This is a genomic window from Photobacterium satsumensis (assembly GCF_050336935.1).
GTDB lineage: Bacteria > Pseudomonadota > Gammaproteobacteria > Enterobacterales > Vibrionaceae > Photobacterium > Photobacterium satsumensis.
On record NZ_JAKJSK010000006.1, the window covers coordinates 1,835,341 to 1,854,850 of the forward strand.

The 19,510-nt window shown below is 48.0% G+C and carries 18 protein-coding genes; 10 read left to right on the top strand and 8 right to left on the bottom strand.

The window, feature by feature from the left end:
* Positions 1-147: 147 nt before the first annotated feature.
* Both L4D79_RS08440 and L4D79_RS08445 read right to left on the bottom strand, forming a co-directional pair.
* Positions 148-1,533 carry a serine hydrolase domain-containing protein gene (locus tag L4D79_RS08440; RefSeq protein WP_428649916.1) on the bottom strand — a complete coding sequence of 462 codons (1,386 nt, stop codon included), beginning with the start codon at positions 1,531-1,533 and terminating at the stop codon, positions 148-150.
* A gap of 35 nt (positions 1,534-1,568) precedes the next feature.
* Positions 1,569-2,240, bottom strand: a complete 672-nt coding sequence (locus L4D79_RS08445; RefSeq protein ID WP_428649918.1) for a hypothetical protein — start codon at positions 2,238-2,240, stop codon at positions 1,569-1,571.
* Positions 2,241-2,598: 358 nt separating this feature from the next.
* On the opposite strand from L4D79_RS08445, the gene L4D79_RS08450 reads away from it, so the two are divergent.
* Together L4D79_RS08450 and L4D79_RS08455 are read left to right on the top strand one after the other, a co-directional pair.
* Positions 2,599-3,705, top strand: coding sequence for an aminotransferase class I/II-fold pyridoxal phosphate-dependent enzyme (locus tag L4D79_RS08450; protein WP_428649920.1), 1,107 nt, complete (start codon positions 2,599-2,601; stop codon positions 3,703-3,705).
* Positions 3,706-3,737: 32 nt separating this feature from the next.
* Entirely contained in the window at positions 3,738-4,238 is a 501-nt protein-coding gene (locus L4D79_RS08455) for a GNAT family N-acetyltransferase (RefSeq protein WP_428649924.1), read from the top strand.
* Between the two features lie 67 nt (positions 4,239-4,305).
* Here L4D79_RS08455 and L4D79_RS08460 read toward each other — a convergent pair whose 3' ends face one another.
* Positions 4,306-5,940 carry an ATP-binding cassette domain-containing protein gene (locus L4D79_RS08460; RefSeq protein ID WP_428649927.1) on the bottom strand — a complete coding sequence of 545 codons (1,635 nt, stop codon included), beginning with the start codon at positions 5,938-5,940 and terminating at the stop codon, positions 4,306-4,308.
* 390 nt (positions 5,941-6,330) lie between these two features.
* Between L4D79_RS08460 and L4D79_RS08465 the strand changes: the two genes are divergently transcribed.
* The 8 genes from L4D79_RS08465 to L4D79_RS08500 all read left to right on the top strand — a co-directional run bounded on the left by L4D79_RS08465 (position 6,331) and on the right by L4D79_RS08500 (position 14,360).
* A complete protein-coding gene (locus L4D79_RS08465; protein ID WP_428649930.1) occupies positions 6,331-7,185 on the top strand; it encodes a patatin-like phospholipase family protein in 855 nt (284 codons plus the stop codon).
* 583 nt (positions 7,186-7,768) lie between these two features.
* Positions 7,769-8,212, top strand: coding sequence for a PTS sugar transporter subunit IIA (locus L4D79_RS08470; protein WP_428451037.1), 444 nt, complete (start codon positions 7,769-7,771; stop codon positions 8,210-8,212).
* A 13-nt stretch (positions 8,213-8,225) separates the two neighbouring features.
* On the top strand, positions 8,226-9,635 hold the full coding sequence (locus L4D79_RS08475; RefSeq protein ID WP_428649934.1) for a PTS mannitol transporter subunit IIBC: 1,410 nt from the start codon (positions 8,226-8,228) through the stop codon (positions 9,633-9,635).
* A gap of 46 nt (positions 9,636-9,681) precedes the next feature.
* A complete protein-coding gene (locus tag L4D79_RS08480; RefSeq protein WP_428649936.1) occupies positions 9,682-10,953 on the top strand; it encodes a zinc-binding dehydrogenase in 1,272 nt (423 codons plus the stop codon).
* A 58-nt stretch (positions 10,954-11,011) separates the two neighbouring features.
* Positions 11,012-11,530, top strand: a complete 519-nt coding sequence (locus tag L4D79_RS08485) for an MltR family transcriptional regulator (protein ID WP_428651749.1) — start codon at positions 11,012-11,014, stop codon at positions 11,528-11,530.
* Between the two features lie 9 nt (positions 11,531-11,539).
* Positions 11,540-12,274, top strand: coding sequence for a nucleoside/nucleotide kinase family protein (locus L4D79_RS08490; protein WP_428649939.1), 735 nt, complete (start codon positions 11,540-11,542; stop codon positions 12,272-12,274).
* Positions 12,275-12,312: 38 nt separating this feature from the next.
* Positions 12,313-13,059: a phosphatase gene (locus L4D79_RS08495; protein WP_428649942.1), complete on the top strand. Its 747-nt coding sequence runs from the start codon at positions 12,313-12,315 to the stop codon at positions 13,057-13,059.
* A 506-nt stretch (positions 13,060-13,565) separates the two neighbouring features.
* Positions 13,566-14,360: an aminoglycoside 6-adenylyltransferase gene (locus tag L4D79_RS08500; RefSeq protein WP_428649944.1), complete on the top strand. Its 795-nt coding sequence runs from the start codon at positions 13,566-13,568 to the stop codon at positions 14,358-14,360.
* A gap of 47 nt (positions 14,361-14,407) precedes the next feature.
* Here the strand turns inward: L4D79_RS08500 and L4D79_RS08505 are convergent, their stop codons facing one another.
* The 5 genes from L4D79_RS08505 to L4D79_RS08525 all read right to left on the bottom strand — a co-directional run bounded on the left by L4D79_RS08505 (position 14,408) and on the right by L4D79_RS08525 (position 19,397).
* Positions 14,408-15,241 (bottom strand): MurR/RpiR family transcriptional regulator, encoded by an 834-nt coding sequence (locus tag L4D79_RS08505; RefSeq protein ID WP_428649947.1) that lies wholly within the window; start codon positions 15,239-15,241, stop codon positions 14,408-14,410.
* Between the two features lie 69 nt (positions 15,242-15,310).
* Positions 15,311-16,138 carry a class II fructose-bisphosphate aldolase gene (locus L4D79_RS08510; RefSeq protein WP_428649950.1) on the bottom strand — a complete coding sequence of 276 codons (828 nt, stop codon included), beginning with the start codon at positions 16,136-16,138 and terminating at the stop codon, positions 15,311-15,313.
* A 17-nt stretch (positions 16,139-16,155) separates the two neighbouring features.
* Positions 16,156-17,025, bottom strand: a complete 870-nt coding sequence (locus tag L4D79_RS08515; protein ID WP_428649953.1) for a 5-deoxy-glucuronate isomerase — start codon at positions 17,023-17,025, stop codon at positions 16,156-16,158.
* A gap of 188 nt (positions 17,026-17,213) precedes the next feature.
* A complete protein-coding gene (gene iolC / locus L4D79_RS08520) occupies positions 17,214-18,209 on the bottom strand; it encodes a 5-dehydro-2-deoxygluconokinase (RefSeq protein WP_428649956.1) in 996 nt (331 codons plus the stop codon).
* A 12-nt stretch (positions 18,210-18,221) separates the two neighbouring features.
* On the bottom strand, positions 18,222-19,397 hold the full coding sequence (locus L4D79_RS08525; protein WP_428649958.1) for a Gfo/Idh/MocA family protein: 1,176 nt from the start codon (positions 19,395-19,397) through the stop codon (positions 18,222-18,224).
* Between the last annotated feature and the right edge of the window lie 113 nt (positions 19,398-19,510).

Below are 19,510 nucleotides of genomic sequence, written 5' to 3' on the forward strand. Positions count from 1 at the left end.
TTAAGGCTAGTATGCACCATCCTTTTCTTGTTTCAATGAGATTTACGATCAAGAGGTTATAGAACGAATTTATAAATAAACTCGCCCGCACTACCTCAAAGCAAGGTAATGCGGGCGAGTAAAGCGTGGTACTTTATTTACAGCTTACTACTGTGTGATAAACAGCTCGCCATTTAAGTATTTGGCCGCCATTCGCATATAAGCAGGGGCTTTGGTTTCACCATAACCCGAGTGATAAGGGCTGGTTGATACCACAATAGCGGCAAAGTCACGCTCAGGATCCATGTATATCATCTGGTTCATGTTACCGCTTTTGGCAATTGCCCCATCATCGTAGATAAAGTCAAACTGGTACCCGTTGCCTTGTGCTTTATCCTGGAATGAAGAAACCGATGACGCTTCTTTGGCTGTACCTACATAGCGCTTTGGATCGGCTTCGGCACGGATCATATCAATTAGCTCTGGCGTCACCACTTGCTCGGCGGCCACTGCCTTCCAGCTTGGGGTAAATAGCGTAGCGAATCGCACCATGTCTTCCGGTGTGGTTTGCAACAGGCCAAGTGCAAGGGCATGGCCGTTAGGCGCTAGGCCAAAGACCGCCGGCTCCCTTGCGTACATTTTCGACCACACTTTTTCCTCGAAGATCTTGGCCCATGTTTTACCTTCTACGTTCTCAATGATCTGGGTAAGGATACTGGTGTTAATTGACGCGTAGCGGAATACATCGCCCTGCTTTTCTCCTTCCAGCTTTTGCTGATCAGCGGCTACATCCGTTAGCCAGTCTTCATACTCGCCAGTCGATGCCCTTGGTGAACCAGTAATAGCGGCAAAGTAACGCACAACAGGAGAGTCTGGATTCAGAATTGACTGAAGGGTTTCTTCATTATCCAGCCCCGTTGTCATATTGAGCACACTTTCGACAGTAATATCATCCCAAGCACTGCCTTTGAGCTCTGGAATATAATCAGGCACAACTTTGCTGATATCGACCTTACCTTCCTGTACCAGTTTGGCCATCACCAAGCCAACCGTAGTTTTCGCTGAAGAGTACCAAATGTGACGGTCATTTTTGTTCATGCCCGGGTAGGCCTCGTAGACGACCTCACCTTTATGGACCATGATCATCGCTTGGGTACGGAACATCGGGTTTTCCATGTACTCATCTAGCGAGAGCATGCCTTGCCCGGTTTCCACTTTCAGATCGCCAATACGATTGTTTATGCTACGAACCAGTGGCTTGTAGTTCTCGTTCGGACGCGAAAGGGCCGAATGCAACACTTCGGTCATATGGCCGTTGTAGTAAACCGCGTGGTCGCCTCCCATCTGCAAGTGGAAGTTGTTGAAGGCTTGCTGAGCTTCGGTAGCAAACTGCGAACTAAATGGCTGCTTGGCACGCTTAACATCAAAAGTGACATCAGCACCAGGTACTTTAAGCGCTTGTTTCATCGCCTCTGGCATCGTGTCTGAGGTAGCCGCAGTGGCATTCATTGATGTGGCTAGCGCCAGAATTAACGCAACGTTTTTCAATTTCATAGTAAGTTGCTCCGTATTACTGATTTAAACAATGATCACTTGAACTCGTAGCGATAGTTCAAGTTAATGCGTTGATCTGAGCCGTACAGCGAGCTATCGACCGCTATACCGACTACATTGACTGATTGGTTTTCGGTTAGTTGGTGGCTGATACCTGCACCGCCCCAATAAGACGAGTAATTGTTCTGGCCTTGGGTGGTGCCCACAACTGCGATGCCAGTCCAATCCTCATTGATAGGCTTAATGGCAAACATACCGAGGTAACCCGCATGGCTGCGTATGGTCTCTTTCACGCCTTCTTCCATGGTTTCACCGTCGTTGTAGCTGTAGCCGAAGGTGACAAATGGCATCCATCCCCATGGTTGGGTTTCTAGCGGCAAGTAAGTCCCTACGCTGTAAGAGGTATTAATGTTGCCATCGCCATAGTCCGATTTACGGACATCCACATTGAGGATGCCGATATCAAATAACCATGAACCGCCTACACTCCATTCATCGCCGTCATCAGTGATCGACACATTGAGCATTCGGGATTCATCAAGTCCTAGCGAGCCGCTAAAACGGATCCCGCTGTTTGTCCACCCAGCCCCGGCTCTCGTGATGATCTTGGTCGGATCTTCCGCGTTCTTCTCTTCGGTCGTGTTCACATCGGCGTACACAGGGGCAGTAGCTGCAATAGTGACTGCAGCTAGCAATATTTTTTTCATTCAAGGTTCCAGAGGTAAAAAAACACCTATATCCAAACACTCACATCCAATAGCCCATACCAAACTGCTCGTGACCAAAGGCAATAACCGAGACAGAAATAAATAAGGCCAAAAAAAGGCCACCCCGGAGGGCAGCAAAGATGGTCACAACATGGAGCTCTTACAGGCTCTGAACAAATAGGCATTTGAATTTATGCGGAGATAGTACCCCTAGCCCACGCCATCAAATAGGTCATTTCGCGACATAACATCCGCTGAAAGTGATAAGGGCATCTGTCGTCAATTGACCTATTTAACGGCCACGAAAAGTGGTCATCTTAAATTTCGATATTGCAGAAGATCACCAAGGATGTTGAACGTGAATTTAAACCGTGAGTTGGAACAGGACCTAGCATCGTATGTTACCCCGGTGTACACCATTGACTGTGCTTTGGGCTCTAACCCCTTTGGCGCGCCTGAGATCTCTCCAGATCAAATGCTGGAGATCCTCGATGAAATCAATGAGTACTACAGCTTCAGCAACCTCGCGCAGTTAAGTCATTTAGTCAGCCGATATCTCGGGGTCAGCGGTGATGATCTTACTTTCACCACAGGTTCACTCGGTGGGCTGGAGCTAATCTTCAACAAGCTCATCGACCAAACGCAGCGGACAATGATTGGTATCGGTCCGCAGTTTGTTGAAGGTGTCTCAGAATTCCTGCTAGTTGGCGGTAAATACCAAGCACTCAATATGTTTGAGTTCAATTGCGATAATGATTTGTTTGGTGCATTGGAAGATAAGATCCTGCGCGAGAAACCAACCTTGGTGTATATCGATAACCCAAACAACCCTACAGGCCGGATTTACGACAAGCAGCACTTGCTGTCCTTATGCCATGTGTGTGAAGAAGCCGGTAGCTTACTGATCATCGACGAGGCTTACGGCGAGTTCTTGACTGATGAGCAATCCATGGTGAAGGCGTGCCAGCAATACAGCCACCTGATGGTACTAAGGACGTTTTCCAAAGGGCTGGGGTTGGCAGCGCTGCGCCTTGGCTATATTGTCTCCTCCCCTGCACTTACCCCCTATTTACAGTCAGCTGTCACCGTGTTCACGCCCTCCTTACCCGCACTAAAAATTGCCTGTCACATTTTACCCAAAGCGAAAAAGTTTGTTGCCAGCAACCAAGCCAAAGCCATCAAGTTCAAGCGCGCGGTTATGGATGTCCTCCATACCCACAGCTTCAACATTGTGCCGACATCAGAGCAAACACCGATTCTGTTGGTTCACCGGCAAGGCGTTAACATGGCCGACATGTTAAGACAGCTCGGCATACTGACGTGCTCAGGCCAGCATTTCCAAATCACTAACCCAACCATGGATGAGGAATATGCACGGCTGCGAATTGTGGGTAATGAGAGGGATCTGCATCAGCTATCATTGAGGCTCAAAAACTGCATGCAAGCACATAGCGACATGCGCTAAGATGCGCCGAAAAAGCAAAATGAGAAAGTAAAATGCGCTTTAACGTTCGACAAGCTACCGTTAGCGATGCCGAAGGCATTGCCAATGTCCTCAACCCTATTGTGGAGGAGGGGCTATACACCGTATTGGACACCACCTTCACCGTTGAAGAGGAAGAAGGCTTCATCCGCAATTTCCCTGAAAGGGGGATCCTAACGGTGGCTCAGCATGATAAAAGTGCCAAGGTTGCCGGTTTTCAGGCTGTTGAGCCTTTTGCTGATTACACCCGAGTGTTCGACCATGTCGGCATTATCGGTACATTTGTCGATGGCAGTTTCCGCCGCCAAGGCGTTGCCAAGCGTCTGTTTGAAGGGACATTTGAAATCGCGAAAGCAAAAGGCTACGAGAAGCTATTTGCCTACGTGCGTAGCGATAATGAAAGGGCGCTTGCCACCTACTTAAACCAAGGCTTCGAAGTGATTGGCACAGCGAAAAAGCATGCCAAGGTTCGCGGCGAGTATGTTGATGAAATTCTGATCGAGAAGTTCCTGTAACTCCCTTGTGGGGACATGTCGACGATAAAAATGCCGACAACCCGTCGGCATTTTTATTATGTTTCCTTTATTTCAGCAAGATACATTTGTTAATACCAACTTCGGCCACAAAGTCTTCATCATGACTGACCAAAAGGAACGCCCCCTTATAGGCTTTCAGCGCCATCGCGAGTAAGTGTTTTGAGTCGATATCCAAATGATTGTCTGGCTCATCAAGTAATAGCAAAGGCAAATGCGGCCTATGGCTAACCAACAACATGGATAGTTTCATTTTCTCGCCTCCACTGAGATAGGCGACTTTGCGATAGACCGAGTCCCGACGAAAACCAATGCCTGCCAGCAAGATACGCGCATCACTTTCAGTCATCCCCCTGCAGTGCTTCATCAAGCTATCCAGCATTGAGTCGTCTAAATCCAATAAGCCAAAGTGCTGATCCAGATAAACGGTCTCTACCTGCGTTTTAATCACCCCACTATAGCTGGAATGTGCGCCATGACTTGCTTTGATATGACCCGCTTTTTCATGACCTGATTTTTCATGAATAGCCTTCAACAGTGTCGATTTGCCACAGCCATTGCCCCCCTGTACATAACAGCGCTCTGTCTGGGCCAAGCTAAAAGAAATAAGCGTTTTGCTTCCAAACTCTAACTGGCAGTCTTCAACGCTCAGTAAAGTGTTTTTCTTGGCTTGCGTTGATTGCTGCAGGTACATTGCCTGCGGTTTCAACACTTCTTGCTGTTGTGTCAGGGTATTGAGCTTGGCTTGGTTGCGCTCCATCAGGTTCTGCTGGTTAGTGACTGCCGCCGAACGGCTTCGTCCTGCTTTATCTTTCATTGCATCGAGCAAAATCTTTGGTTGGCTACCTGATCTCCTCAGTCGGTTACCTTGCGATTCCCGCTGTTGAGCTTTTTCCTTGTTGGCCTGTGCCTGACGCTCAAGCCTCTTTTGTTCAGATTTAAGCCCAGAGATTTGCTTATCAAGTGCTTCGGACTGGGTTGTAGACTGCTCATGAAAGGCATCATAATCGCCTTTGAAAAAACGTAATCCCAAACTGGTGAGCTGATAGATCCCCTCAACATGACGCAACAGGGCTCTATCGTGGCTGATCAGCAGTACCTGACCTTCAAATTGTTTCATCTTTTCTATAAGCCAATGCCGCCCCTCTCGATCCAAATGGTTAGATGGCTCATCAAGCAGCAATATGTCTGCGTCGGACTCAAACAACTGATGAAGCTGTAGCAATGCCATCTGGCCGCCACTCAGGGTGTGACAATACGCGTCAAGATCAGGGGAAATCCTAAGGGTAGCTAAGAGCTGCTTAGTACGGCTTTCTACGTCCCAGTCTTCTCCAATCACCTCGAAATGCTTGGGATCACAGCTACCCAACTCTATGGCTTTTAGTGCCAATATTTTTTCGCTGACACCTAAATATTGCGCGATGCTCAACGCAGTCCCCAGCAACTCAGAAGGCAGCTGAGAGTAATAGGCAACCTTCCCCTGACGGGTAACATGTCCTCGTGTCGGAGCCAATTTTCCTAGCAATAGCGAAAAGAATACCGACTTTCCGACTCCGTTACGTCCAACTAGCCCGGTGAGGCGGTGATTGAGGCTGAAGTTAATATCTTCAAATAGCCATTCACCCGTATCGAGCTGGAATGACAGTTGTTGTGTAAGTAAAACAGGTGTAAATGATACAGGCATAAAAATACCTCCCTTTACGTCAATCAGTAAAAGGGGCATAGCCGTTACTTAGAAACGATCAAAATAGAATGCAACAGCAATAAGCTGAACGGTAATAATCGTTTTATTTTCTGCAAGATAGCAATGACGAAGCAACGCCCACTAACCCCAAGTGTCCCAATAATTTTGTCTAAATTGGAAAGTCGGGATGTTAGTACTTCATTATGGCGTTGAACTCTTTAGATATGATGGATAGATGATACTGGTTAAAGAAAGTACAAGTCAAGGCTCTCCAAAACCACACTTTTCTACTATTAACCGGATATGATATTTAACACAATATCGTCATGAAGCTTGCTGACTTAATGATATATTGGCTATCTAAATCTGGTCTATTGCAGGATAGAGACGTTGCCATCATCATTCTTCAACTCAAAACCCTATAAATTCGGACTCACACTCTCTGGTGGTGGTGCGAAATGCATGGCGCAAATCGGTATGCTGAAGCACCTCGACGAGCAAGGCGTAAAGCCGGATGTGATTTCAGGTGCTAGCGGTGGTGCGCTGGTCGGTGCGCTTTACGCTGCTGGGCATTCACCAGATAAAGTCTTCACGTTTTTTATTGAAAGTCAGATGTTTAAAGCCAGCAACTTCTCTTTCAACAAGCTGGGGTTGATCAATGCCGAAAAGCTGAACCGTCATTTCCACGGTTGGATCAAGCGGGATAATTTCGATACCCTCGACATTCCGCTTTATATAGCGGCAACCGATCTCAATACTGCGCAACAGGTTGTGTTCAAGGAAGGGGAACTCATTCAACCGCTGCTGGCCTCTGCCGCTTATCCGGGCATGTTCACTCCGGTAAAAATCGGCGACAAGCTGTTTGCTGACGGTGGTATCACCAATAACTACCCCACCGATCTCATCCACGACCTGTGTCGCTCCCATCTCGGCATGTATTTAAGCCCTTTGGAGCATAAAGATAATCACGAGTTCTCCGATGCTTTTGATGTTCTTGACCGGGTATTTGAGATCTACAGCTCGGCGCACCTGCTAAAGAGTATCAAGCTACCCGATATCAGCCTCTCGCCAGAAGGGATTGATAAATGGGGTGCCTTCAACGTCAGTAATGAGAGCCTGAAAGCGCTTTATGAGTTAGGTTATGAAACCACACAAGAGTACTTCTCGGGCGAAGGCGCTGAATGGCTGGAAGAGCTGAAGAAGTCGTTAGCCAAAAAGTCTTTCTTAGATGGTCTGACAGGGTAGAGCACATTCAGAAACTCGGCATCCAAAAACAACAAAGGGCCAGATGTCATCATCTGGCCCTTTCTTTTATTCGTAAACAGCAAACAAAAACTAACTAGATAACCTGCTCACACGCTGCAGCAACCCAGTCAGGGGAGCCTTGTTACTCACCACCAGCAGCTATTATCATCGGGCAAATACTCAGTAAATTTCACCCATCTCGTTACTAAATTACAGGTGATAATTTCTTCGCTGAACCTTAGGTAAACGACATATGAAAGCCGTTGAAAGCGTCTAAAATCCGCAGAAAACCAAACCGATCTAACTCAAACTTTTAACCTGCGCAATTAGCAAAACAAGACATTAATCACATTGAGCGAAATAAATTAAATTCCCAGCAATTTGATCAACGTCTAATTTCACCTATTGATTTGTAACTCAGATAAAAAATGAAAATTAATTTCCTTGTCAATTTGAGATCAGACAAATAAAAGCCCTATTGACACCAAAATTAATTAGATCTGAGTCACAAAAATCGGCCATTTGCTTCTTTAATCCGCTTGTATTGATAATAACCCCAACAACGAAAAACAGGGTTAAAGACATGCTATACGATTTAATTGATCACGAATTAGTGGATGTCATCAATGACGGAACATACCAATGGCAAGAAGCTGTAAGGAAAACAACTGACTACCTTGAGCAACGCGGCTACGTATCAAATCAGTATGCCGATGCCATTATCCAATCGACAAAAGAAAATGGTCCTTACTACGTTTTATGCCCAGGCCTAGCAATGCCTCATGCCCGACCTGAAACAGGGGTATTGAAAACAGGCCTTGGTATTCATGTTTTCCCGTCCCCTGTTGATTTTGGCTCTGACCTCGGTCCTGCCAATGTCCTTATTACTTTAGCAGCAAAAGACTCTGATACCCACATTGAAGTGATTCAAGCCTTGAGCGAGATGTTTGTGGATGAAGAGAACATTGAAAAACTAGCCCAAGCTTCTTCCAAAGAACAAGTGCTGGACATAATAAAAGCGTACTAAGAAGGAACATAACGTGAAAGCAAACATGCGAGCTAATGTGCAAGCCTTTGGGGGTCATTTGACCGCCATGGTATTGCCGAACATCGGGGCCTTTATTGCCTGGGGCTTTATTACCGCACTCTTTATCCCGACAGGTTGGATGCCAAACGAAGCCTTTGGTGAACTTGTTGGCCCAATGATCACCTACTTGCTTCCCCTACTGATTGGTTACACCGGTGGTCAAATTATCGGTGACAAGCGCGGTGCCGTAGCCGGTGCTATCGGTACCATGGGTGTCATCGTTGGTGCGGATATCCCAATGTTTGTCGGTGCGATGATCATGGGTCCACTGAGTGCGTGGGTAGTGGTACAAATGGATAAGCGTATCCAGCACCGCATTCCTTCTGGCTTCGAGATGGTGGTAAACAACTTCTCGCTAGGTATTGTCGGCATGATCCTGTGCTTGTTCGCCTACGAAATTGTTGGTCCTGCAGTCACAGCCGCTAACCTTTTTGTTAAATCAGGCATCGAAGCGCTAGTTGCAACCGGCTTCCTACCGCTACTGGCAATTATCAACGAACCTGCCAAGGTACTGTTCCTGAACAACGCTATCGACCAAGGGATTTACTACCCACTGGGTCTACAGGCAGCAGCAGAAACCGGCAAATCTATTTTCTTCATGGTGGCATCTAACCCAGGTCCAGGTCTCGGTATGTTGCTGGCTTACGCGAAATTCGGCCAAGGCCTAAGTAAGCGCTCAGCACCAAGTGCCATCATCATCCACTTCTTCGGCGGTATTCACGAGCTTTACTTCCCATACGTGCTGATGAAGCCAATCATGATTGTGGCAATGATTGCCGGTGCTGCAACTGGTATCGCAACATTCAACCTACTAGATGCAGGTCTGGTTGCGGGTCCTAGCCCAGGCTCTATCTTCTCTTACTTGGCACTAACACCAAAAGGCAGCTTCATCGCAACTATTGCCGGTGTGGTATCAGCAACAGTCGTATCCTTCCTAGTCGCCAGTGCGATTCTGAAGATGAGCAAGTCAGAAGACAAAGAGAAAGAGTTCGAACAGTCTGTCACTGACATGAAAGACATGAAATCAGAAGGTGCGCTGAAACCAGCAACAACAGCTGAAGCAGGTACTACCGCAGAAACAAAAGCTATCCAATTCGTCGCCTTCGCATGTGATGCGGGAATGGGCTCCAGTGCGATGGGTGCCTCAACCTTCAAGCGCAAATTAACCAAAGCAGGGATTGATATTGAAGTGAAGAACTTTGCTATCGAGAAAGTCCCAAGTGACGCCGACATCGTGGTAACCCACGAAAGTCTGGAAAGCCGAGCGGTTAACGCAACAGGACTTCCGGTCATCACTATCAAAAACTTCCTGAACGACCCTGCTCTTGATGAGCTGATGGTAACTATCGAACAACAAGCTTAACAATTGCATTATAGGGCGGCCCGCCGCCCTACTTTGGAGAGAAATCATGGTACAAACAACGGCAGCGGTTATCTGTGGCGAAAAAGATGTTCAACTAAGAACGTTCGAACTGCCAACCATTTCACCAGACGAGCTACTGGTAAAGAACATCTCAAACAGTATTTGTCTATCGACTTACAAAGCGGCTCTACTAGGTACTAAGCACAAACGTGTACCAGAAAATATCGCTGAAGTACCAGTAATGACAGGCCACGAATACGCAGGCATCATTGTTGAAGTAGGCGAAAACCTGAAAGACAAGTTCACTGCCGGTGATTCTTTTGTTCTGCAGCCTGCGATGGGCCTACCATCAGGCTACTCTGCCGGTTACAGCTACGAGACCTTCGGCGGTAACGCCACCTACTCTATCATTCCGAAAATCGCTATCGACCTAGGCTGTGTACTGCCATACAAAGGTGAATACTTTGCTGATGCTTCACTGGCTGAGCCGATGTCTTGCATCATCGGTGCTTACCACGCCAGCTACCACACCACGCCGTATGTTTACGAACACGAGATGGGTATCAAAGAAGGCGGTTCATTGGCTCTACTAGCCTGTGCAGGCCCGATGGGTATCGGTGCCATTGATTACGCAATTAATGGTCCGGTTAAACCAAGAATCATTGTGGTGACCGACATTGACCAAGCCCGCCTTGATCGCGCTGAAAGCCTGATCCCAGTGAGCACTGCGCAAGAACAAGGCATCGCGCTACACTATGTGAATACCGCGAAAGTGGACGCTCCGGTTGAGTATCTGAAATCGCTCAACGAAGGCCAGGGCTACGATGATGTGATGGTATACGCCGCCGTTTCACAAGTACTGGAACAAGCCGATGAGCTTCTAGGCAACGATGGCTGCCTGAACTTCTTTGCCGGCCCGACTGACAAGAAATTCAAAGTCCCGTTCAACTTCTACAACGTGCACTACGAAGCAACCCATATTGTGGGTACCTCGGGCGGCTCAACAGGCGATATGATCGAATCACTCGACTTATCTTCTGATCACCTTATCAACCCATCATATATGATCACCCATGTTGGTGGCCTGCAAGCGGCACCGCATACGATTTTGAACCAGCTGGAGATCCCTGGCGGCAAAAAGCTTATTTACCCGCATATTGATCTTCCGCTGACTGCTATTGATGACTTTATGTCACTTGCTGATCAAAACCCGTTCTTCGCCGAGTTGGACGCTATTCTAAAAGCCAACAACTATGTGTGGAACGAACACGCAGAAAAAGCGTTACTAGAGTTTTATGACGTGAGCTTAGCGGTTTAGTTACAACGAATTTGTGTGGTAGCCTTTGCGCTGCCACATAATGAAGAGGTCACAAACGTTGTCACGTGAATATGAATTACTGAAGAAACTGGAAGAGTGCGATAACGCCACTTCGTTTCTTCAGGTTTCGAACAAAATAATAAACCTCAAGTTAAAAGCATTACTCCCTAAAGTCTTCGTTCAGGACGAGTTAGTGATGGAGTATGCTGTGGAGCCATTACTACGGGAAGACGGCCCGTTAGTAACCACTGATGTCGTCTCTAAACTAATGTTCGCTATGGGTAAAATCTCGTTGGAAACCTATGCCGATATTGGTTTGTACAACCAAACCTTAGAGTATGCCGCGTCTGCTTCAGACAGAATTTCTTTCGGTGATGATGTCGTTTACGACTTCATAAAAAGCCAATCGGTGATCTCGACACAGCAAGACGGCTTTTATCTTGAGTCCATAAACAAATTAAAGTTTTCTTCTTTCGAAGCGTTTTCACAGATGAGATATGAATCTCTGATCAAAACAGTGCTTAACCTTTCATGTGAGCTGTTAATTGAAAATATCGAAAGAGAGATAAAACAGTGAGGCCTCACAATGAAAGTAAATTTAAACATCAGTGGATTTGATACCGAAGCCGTATTTCCCGATAAAGATATCGGCACCATCCACCAGCCACTGGTTGAAAAATTCACCCGCCTTTATAAAGAAACACAACAACGTATAGTTATTTTTCTCAGTGCACCTCCTGGAAGTGGAAAATCAACACTTGCCGCCTTTTGGGAACATTTATCAGAACAAGATGAACACCTAGAACCCTTGCAAGTATTGCCTTTTGATGGCTTTCATTACCCCAATGAAATTCTCGACAACAACAGTATTGAACGAAATGGAGAACGTGTTTCCCTACGCAGTATTAAAGGCTCATACGAAACCTTCAATTTGACCGAGCTTATCGACAAGCTAAAACAGCTCAAAATCAACGACCCCAAGTGGCCTTACTACGACAGGAACCTGCATGATCCGGTTGATGATGCCATTGACGTTAAACGCAATATTGTTGTGGTAGAAGGTAACTGGCTGCTACTCGATGAGCCTGTTTGGCAAGGACTACATAAACTCGCTGACTTCTCCGTTTTCCTCGACACCGAAGCGGAGTTCCTGCAAGAGCGCTTGGTCAACAGGAAGATCCGCGGCGGCAGTTCGCCAGAAGACGCCTTGGCGTTTTACCACCAATCAGATGCGGTCAATGTCGAGAAAGTGCTCAACCATTCCATCAAGGCTGATTTGAATTTGTTTATGAACCGCGACGGTTCATTTGAAATCCAATAAGCAGTCCACCTCTGAAGGACCCGAACTAGGAGATCACTATGGATATCGTGATAGATAGCCACACCCATACCATTGCCAGTGGACATGCTTACAGCACCATTATTGAAAATGCCCAGGCCGCGAAAAATAAAAAACTGAAGTTGCTTTGCACCACCGACCATGCTCCGGAAATGCCGGGAGCCCCTCATTATTGGCATTTCAATAACCAGCGGATCCTACCCCGCTTCTTGCATGATGTCGGGATCTTGCGGGGGGTCGAAGCCAATACTCTCAATGTGAAGGGTGAAATCGACCTGCCGCCTTCGACTGACCAGCACCTTGATTGGGTTATCGCCAGTTTCCATGAGCCCGTGTTCAAACCGGCGACAGAAGCCGAGCATACAGCCGCTCTGGTCAATGTCATCAAAAGTGGCCGAGTCGATGTCCTAGGGCACTTGGGCAACCCCAATTACCCGTTTGATATCGAGCAGGTGTTAAGTTGTGCCAAGGAGCATAACGTGGCAGTTGAGGTCAACAACACGTCACTCACGGGTAAAAGCCGTAAAGGCAGCGACGTTCGTTGCAGCAATATTGTCGAGATCGGCAAAGAGATCGGCGTGTATTTCACGACTGGATCCGATGCCCACTTCAGCGAAGAAATTGCCCGGTTAGATCTCGCCATCGCCTTGCTGGAAAAACACGGTGTTAATGAAGAACAGATCCTGACCACATCGACTAGCCGCTTCCTCGATTTCCTACTGCTTCGCGGCAAACCAGAAATCACAGAATTCACCGCTTTGTACTGATCAAGCTTAAAACGATGTAATCACCAATTACCACTAAAAATGCCGACATCACGTCGGCATTTTCTTTGAAATTACAAAGCTAGGTTAGTATTCGCCTACTAACATGGAAGGCTCCAACGTTAAATACAGGTATCAACTGTTGGGCCTATTACCTAATCGCCAATATCCACAAGGTGCTTTAACCGGCTATACGCCGAAAGTGGAATCGCCTGCTCGATAAATCGTCATCTTAGAGTCGCCTCTTTGTCACAATGCGTTGACATTATTAACCCCGTATTCATAACGCACATAGCCCAGTGACTCCATCTTGTCTGGGTATAAGATCTACTTATCGTTCTTTTTGTTCAAGCCCGTGGCAGCTCCCTGCTGCGGGCTTTTTTTCATCATCAACAACCAATTCTAAACGCTCTGTAGCAATCCCTTCTCTTTTTTGGCATTCTGTAATGCTGCGCTCATTTTACCGCAGTGGCTGCCGCAGCAGTTTCAACAAATTAAATAGGTAAAATATGAAGTTTCCACAATCACTTCCAAGCACTCATCAGCAGCTTTTAGAAAAGATCATTTCTGTATTTTCTCAGGATCCACGTATTCTTGGCATTGGTGCCAGCGGCTCATTTGCCTCTGATTCCATGGATAAATACAGCGATCTCGATTTAGTTATCGCGGTCGAGCCAACTCAATTCGACATCATAATGAAAGAGCGATTCGAGATTATCGACCGTGTTGATGGCAAACTCGCCGCCTTTACCGGTGAGCACGTCGGTGAACCTCGTCTAGTTATCGCGCTATTCGAGCCAAATACTGTGCATGTGGACTTCAAGTTTGTTGCCCTGCCGGATGCTGCCACCCGTGTTGATGAGACGAAAGTGGTGTGGGAACGGGAAAGTTACCTATCGGATGTTTACCAACACTCCCAGCATCATTTCCCGCAACCAGACCCGCAATGGATTGAGGACCGTTTCTGGATTTGGACCCACTACGCGGCAACCAAAATTGCCCGTGGCGAATACTTTGAAACCTTGGAGTTTATTTCCTTTATCCGCCAGACGGTGCTGTCACCATTGGCCCTTAAACAAGGCGGTTTCACGCCATTCGGTGTGCGTAAGGTAGAAAAGTACCTACCGGAATTTTCCCAGCAGCTAGAAGAAACCATCGCAAAGCCTGAACCGGCCTCTTTGACCAAAGCGGTGAAGAAGTGTGTCGCGCTTTACCTTGAGCTACGCGAGAAAGAAACGGTAAACACCAATGCCGAGGCCCAAGCGGTTGCTATGGCGTATCTGAGCAAAGAGTGTGGCGAGTAAAAGCTTCTAGTTAATCCAATCATAAAAATAGAGCCTCAGGCGAGGCTCTATTTTGTATCTTTGCACATCAAACTTACCGCCAGCGTCTGGGCCAGATAGACCGAGCAACTGAGTGAGCGGAATCCCAAGTTGTCGCCCTCCTCCACCTCAAAGCAGACCTCCATCTTGTTGCCCTGCTCCATCATCTGATTATCGGTGATCGCGATAATAGGAACGTCCTTCTGATGCGCGAGTTCAATAACCTCGGTGGTTTCTGCCGCATAAGGGCTGAAGGTAAAGGTGACCAACACGTCTTTGTCGCTCATTAATCGGGTCAATGGCGATAACATGCCACCGTTATCATCAATCAGCACGACGTCATTGTTGGATTTCATCAGGGCATACCAGAGATAAAATGCCACTGGGTAGGCCCGCCGCATACCTTGGATATATATCGTTTCGGCTCTTTCGAGCAAAGCCACAGCCCGGTCTAACTTTTGCGGCGACACGGTTATTTGTAGCTGCTCCATTGCCTCAATATTTGCCGCACCAAAATCATGAAAAATGGCCGCCGCTGACTCAGGGCCAAACTCTGATTCATTTCTGGCTTTGCGTACCCGCTCTTTGTAATCACGTGGGCGGTTAAAGTAATGATGACGAAAGACAGCCTGCATTGAACTAAACCCTGAGTACCCCATCGCGCTGGAGAAGCGGCTAAGGGTGGACAAGGGCACATTGGCTTGCTCAGCGATAGTAACCATAGTTTCAACTGCCACCAGCATAGGTTGCGCCATGGCGAAATCGGCAACCTGCTGCAAACGCGGGCTCAAGCCATCATATTGCCTGACAATTTGATCTTTCAACGTGTCCAAATCCGTGGGTAATAGTTCGGCTACTTCCATATATTGATATTCTCCTGCGCTGAAAAAAATGCCCTGCGATTAACAGGGCCAAATTAATTACGACAGTTTTTACGACAACAGTTTGAAATTACGAATCGCTTCGTCTTTTACAGCAGGCATTGCCTTCTTCATAAAATAAATACGGTCAAACTTCTCAGGCTCTTCATTCATGAAATCACGAAGGCCATGACCCAGCGCTTGGCGCAGGCAGGTGCCGATGTTGAATTTCGATACGCGGGTACGCTTGAGTACTTCCATATCTTCGTTACGGATACCGCTCGTGCCGTGGATAACCAGCGGGACATCAACCATGCTGGCGATCTTATCCAAGCGGCCAAAATCGATGGTGCAGGTCGGCTCAGTCAAACGGTGTACGTTACCCACCGAGACAGCAACACAGTCGGCACCACTTTCTTTGGCAAAACGGGCGGCTTCTTCTGCTTCGGTATAGATAGACTTGATGTGATCTCGGCCCTCATCGTAAGGCACCGAGCCAATCTCGCCTTCAACCGATGCGCCCATTGCATGGGCGACTTCTGCCACGGCGCGAGTACGGGCAATGTTTTCTTCCAGTGATAGCTGCGAGCCATCGAACATCACCGAGCTAAAACCCGCTTTCAGTGCGCGGTAAACGATCTCTTCCTCATAAGTATGATCTAGGTGCAAACACACAGGCACTAAGCTATTTTTTGCCAATGTCAGGAACATCGCGGCTGCCGTTTCAACCCCGTAGAAATCAGCGACATCTTTGTTACAAGCGAGGATCACCGGCTTGTTCACTTCTTCTGCCGCTTCGACGACAGCACGGGCATCTTCGTAACCGAACACGTTAAAGCAAGGGACGGCATAGTCGGAGGCTGCAGCCTCAGGCAAAAGATCTTTTAGATTAGCGAGCATATTAGTAAGCCTCCGTGTTATTTGAACTTGGCGATCATGTCCTTGATGCCAGGGATCGTCTCTACTTGGTATTCATGGTGTGGGTCAAAGTGCTGGATAAGCGACTTCTCGGTTTTGCCGACAATGATGGTGAAGTAATACATCTCATAGCCTGGCGCTGCCACGCTTGGGTGGTAGCCTTTATCGATGGCAATCACTGAACCGGTACGAACATGGTAAACCGGACCGAAATCATCTTCGTGCTCATACAGGAACTGGGCACCGAAGCCGAAATCAGGGTTGAAGCGGAACTGGTAGACTTCTTCGTACAGGGTCTCTTTGCTGCCATCAGGCTTAACACGGTCTTCATCATGCTTGTGAGGAGGGAAACCAGACCAGCCACCCGCACCCACGGTAAACAGCTCGCTTACCAATAGGCGACCGCGCTTATCAGCATTGGATTGACCCAATACATGCTTGATCTTACGGTGAGTTTTGGTGTCATCAGAACCGTATTGCACGATATCGACTTGATCTTGGCGGCTGCAGAAGGGTTCTAGTGATTCTTCGAACTTACCACCGGCAATCATCACGTCAGCAGCATCGCTCACGCACTCAATCTCTGCACTCCAGCCTAGCGGAACGTACACAGATTCAGGGTTACCTTCCCACACCGACTTACGCTGGCCGATGTTGTCGAAGACTTCTGTTCTCTCGCCATTGGTTACCTTGATTGAACAAGTACCGCCAGCCAGTACGATAACTGACTCATAGCCTTCCACGACGTGCTGGTGCTGCTCGCCTTGTAAAAGATGAACTTGGTTGAAATAACACAATGGTGTGACTTCATCGTTCACATCAACAATTGGCTGGTTTTTATTATCAAAAGGCGGGATATGCTTACCCATGGTTCTCTCTCCTCACTGCCTGATCAACCTTGCCCATTGATCAGTACAGCCTTGTAATTATGTTGTTTTAATTTTTAGGGGAATAAAAAAGCCGGGTCTCGATGGTGTGTACCGATGGAAGACTGAAAATCCAGTGGTACTGACCCGGCTGACCAAAATACGCTTTCACTTGACGCTAATTGCGACAATTAAAGGCCTTGTTCTCTGGTCTCAATAAAATCGAATAGCTGCTCTTTGGTTGGCATCGCTTCGGTACAGCTATTACCACTGACATTAATCGCCGCAGCCGCTGATCCATGCTTAACGCCATCTTCCAGCTCGCCACCATTGACCAGCGTCCAAATCAGGCCGCCTGCAAATGAGTCACCAGAGCCAAATGGCTTCTGTACGTCAACGCGGAAGATGCCCTGCTGGAACTTGTGGCCGTCGCGGCAGTAGACTTTAGAGCCGAACTCACCGGCCTTGATCACCACCACCTGAGTATTGGCACGCAGGAAACGCTCTGCGGTAGCATCGTCATCCTTGTTGCCCGGGGCCAGTACCGTCTCCATCATGTCGAACTCTTCGCGGTTGCCGATCACGATGTCAGAGAGACCTGCTGCGATGCCGTAGTAGATAGAAGCATCGACATCGGTACGCCATGAATATGGACGGTAGTCGACATCAAGCACAACCAGCGTGTTGCTGCGACGGGCGTGTTCCATCGCGATAAGCGTGGCTTCACGGCTCGGGCTTTCAGACAGTGCCGTACCGGTTACCACCAACACTTTCGAGCTGGCGATGTACTCTGGGTCGACTTGTTCTGGTTTGATAGTCAGGTCAGACGCTTTGTTACGGTAAATCAGTACCGTACAGTCGCTTGGCTTCATCTCGGTAAAGGCAACGGAAGTGCGCGAGCCCGAGTTGTCTGTCATCATGCCATCAAGGTTGATACCTTGGCCTGACATGTACTGCTTCACGTAGCCGCCGAAAGCATCATCAGCGACGCAACCAATAAACCCGACCTTGCCGCCAAGTTTGCTCACCGCCACTGCGATGTTGGCCGCCGAGCCTCCGACGAATTTGTTGAAGCCTGAAATATCTGCCATGTCCGTGTTTGATTCACGGGCGTAAAGATCTACGCCCGCACGTCCCAACACTATGGCATCCAGCTTGCGGTCTTGCTGAAGTGCAATCTTTGTCATGGTCCGTTCCTATTACTCGTAATCAACCCAAGCTGCGTTTTGGTCTGCTGACTCAACGCACTTCTCACACAGGCGTACGCCTTCGATACCGGCATCAATACCCGGGAACCAGATATCAGCGAGTGCTGCCTGATCGTCACGGTCTGCCGCGTCGAACGCCAAAGCAAAACGGTGGTATAGATTTGCCCAAGACTCGAAGTAACCTTCTGCGTGGCCACCGCCAACACGGTTTGATGCAACACCCGGCGCATCTTGGTGCAGATAGCCCATGCCACGCTCTAGCACGCGTGATGGCTCACCCTGTACCTCAAAGCGAAGCTGGTTTGGTTGCTCATCCCACCACTCAATAGAGGCTTTAGAGCCGACGATGCGGATCTTCTGCTGGTGCATAGAGCCTGAGTTCACCGCTGATGCCCAAAGGGTGCCGACTGCGCCGCCCTTGAATTCCATCATTACGTGGGCATTATCTTCTAGCGGCGTACGGGACTTGATGAAGCTCTGGCGCATACAAGATAAGCGGTCCACTTCAAGGCCTGTCATCACTTCACATAGGTAGAAAGCGTGAGTACCGATATCACCCAGTACATATGTTGGACCAGACACTTCTGGGCTCACACGCCACTTCAGGCCTGGATCGTTCAGTTCGTACTCTTCGTTGTGGAAGCCGTGGGCGAACTGCATGTTGATAACACGAATTTCACCTAGGTCGCCGCGCTGAACCATTTCACGGGCCTGCTGAACCATTGGGAAACCGCTGTAACCGTACATTACGCCGATAACACGGTTATGTTTCGCCGCGATTTCTTTCAGCTCTTCTGCTTCTTCAGTGGTAAAGGTAATAGGCTTTTCACATACCACGTGAAGGTTGGCTTCTAGCGCCGCTTTGCAAATGGCATAGTGCGTGGAGTTCGGTGTCGCGATCGATACCGCTTGGATACCGTCTTCACGCTGCGCTTCTTGCTCGAACATCTCTTGGTAGTTGGCGTAGCAACGGTCGCCTTCTAGGCCTAGGTTTTCACCGAAATCGCGGCAACGCGCTGGATCTAGGTCGAATGCACCGGCAACCAACTTGAACAGACCATCACGCTGTGCGGCATTGCGGTGTGAGTAACCGATTTGGCTACCACGGCCACCGCCTACCATTGCCCAGCGGATTGGTTGGTCAAAATGACGCTCTTCATTAAACATGGTTCACTCCTTGGCAGGCATCACGACTTCTTCAAGCGATATGAAACAAGACTTCCGTGATACCTGCGGGTAATTTATTGGAAATATGAAAAATTAAATGTTCGGAATTCGTT

Bases quoted from the DNA above. Each gene is read 5' to 3' on its own strand.
- L4D79_RS08440 (WP_428649916.1), bottom strand. From the start codon at position 1,533: ATGAAATTGAAAAACGTTGCGTTAATTCTGGCGCTAGCCACATCAATG.
- L4D79_RS08445 (WP_428649918.1), bottom strand. From the start codon at position 2,240: ATGAAAAAAATATTGCTAGCTGCAGTCACTATTGCAGCTACTGCCCCT.
- L4D79_RS08455 (WP_428649924.1), top strand. From the start codon at position 3,738: ATGCGCTTTAACGTTCGACAAGCTACCGTTAGCGATGCCGAAGGCATT.
- L4D79_RS08460 (WP_428649927.1), bottom strand. From the start codon at position 5,940: ATGCCTGTATCATTTACACCTGTTTTACTTACACAACAACTGTCATTC.
- L4D79_RS08470 (WP_428451037.1), top strand. From the start codon at position 7,769: ATGCTATACGATTTAATTGATCACGAATTAGTGGATGTCATCAATGAC.
- L4D79_RS08480 (WP_428649936.1), top strand. From the start codon at position 9,682: ATGGTACAAACAACGGCAGCGGTTATCTGTGGCGAAAAAGATGTTCAA.
- L4D79_RS08490 (WP_428649939.1), top strand. From the start codon at position 11,540: ATGAAAGTAAATTTAAACATCAGTGGATTTGATACCGAAGCCGTATTT.
- L4D79_RS08495 (WP_428649942.1), top strand. From the start codon at position 12,313: ATGGATATCGTGATAGATAGCCACACCCATACCATTGCCAGTGGACAT.
- L4D79_RS08500 (WP_428649944.1), top strand. From the start codon at position 13,566: ATGAAGTTTCCACAATCACTTCCAAGCACTCATCAGCAGCTTTTAGAA.
- L4D79_RS08505 (WP_428649947.1), bottom strand. From the start codon at position 15,241: ATGGAAGTAGCCGAACTATTACCCACGGATTTGGACACGTTGAAAGAT.
- L4D79_RS08510 (WP_428649950.1), bottom strand. From the start codon at position 16,138: ATGCTCGCTAATCTAAAAGATCTTTTGCCTGAGGCTGCAGCCTCCGAC.
- L4D79_RS08515 (WP_428649953.1), bottom strand. From the start codon at position 17,025: ATGGGTAAGCATATCCCGCCTTTTGATAATAAAAACCAGCCAATTGTT.
- iolC (WP_428649956.1), bottom strand. From the start codon at position 18,209: ATGACAAAGATTGCACTTCAGCAAGACCGCAAGCTGGATGCCATAGTG.
- L4D79_RS08525 (WP_428649958.1), bottom strand. From the start codon at position 19,397: ATGTTTAATGAAGAGCGTCATTTTGACCAACCAATCCGCTGGGCAATG.